The organism is Bartonella sp. OD88NMGDW (assembly GCF_042193775.1).
In the GTDB taxonomy this organism is placed as follows: domain Bacteria; phylum Pseudomonadota; class Alphaproteobacteria; order Rhizobiales; family Rhizobiaceae; genus Bartonella; species Bartonella grahamii.
Window position 1 is genome coordinate 1 of the sequence record NZ_JBHIMA010000070.1, and the last position, 765, is coordinate 765.

The following is a 765-nucleotide window of genomic DNA, read 5'->3' on the forward strand; positions in this document are numbered from 1 at the left end:
GAATACCAAACAGACCGTGCCTTTTATCTAACAGCTTTTAATGGCAATACGTCATACACCTATGACCGTATTGAACGTGGAACCATTCATATTCCCAATGCAACCATTTCCATTATTGGGGGCATTCAACCCTCACGCATTATTCCCATTATTCAAGCCATGTGCCATGGAATAAATGATGATGGTTTCATGCAACGATTTCAAATGATTGTATGGCCCGACGAACGAAAAAAGCGGTTATGGACGGATAGACCTCCCAATCAAAAGGTATGGGAAAGCTATCAAGGGGTCTTTCGTTCTCTTTATGATAAACCGTTAGGCTCACCAAAGCATCCGATAACCATACGCTTTTCTGCTGAAGCTCAAGAAATGTTTCGTGTATGGTGGGAAAATTTTCAGAAAAAAATAAATAGTGGTCATTTCTCTACAAATTTACAATCGTATCTTTTGAAAATGGATAAAACCATACCAACACTTGCGTTGATTTTTGAATTGACCGAAGGGGGTCGTTTTGAAATCAATAGAAATGCTCTTGAGAGAGCCTTGTATTGGGAAAAATATCTGTTAAGTCATGCCAAACGTCTTTATGCGGCGCATGATACATTAGCAACAGAAAGTGCAAACTTGCTTGTCAAGCGCTGTGATCTTTTACCCAATGTTTTTACGGCAAGAGATATCTATAGACGGTGTTGGAGATCTTTAAAAGACAATGGAGCCGTTAAGCAAGCTTTAGAGCTTTTATGTCGTTGTAACTATATTCGTGAA

Annotated in this window: 1 protein-coding gene; it reads left to right on the top strand. The window is 39.1% G+C overall.

Annotation, left to right across the window (positions count from 1 at the left end; translation table 11 throughout):
• On the top strand, positions 1-765 hold a 765-nt coding region (locus ACFIJR_RS09140), incomplete at both ends, for a DUF3987 domain-containing protein (protein WP_375654079.1).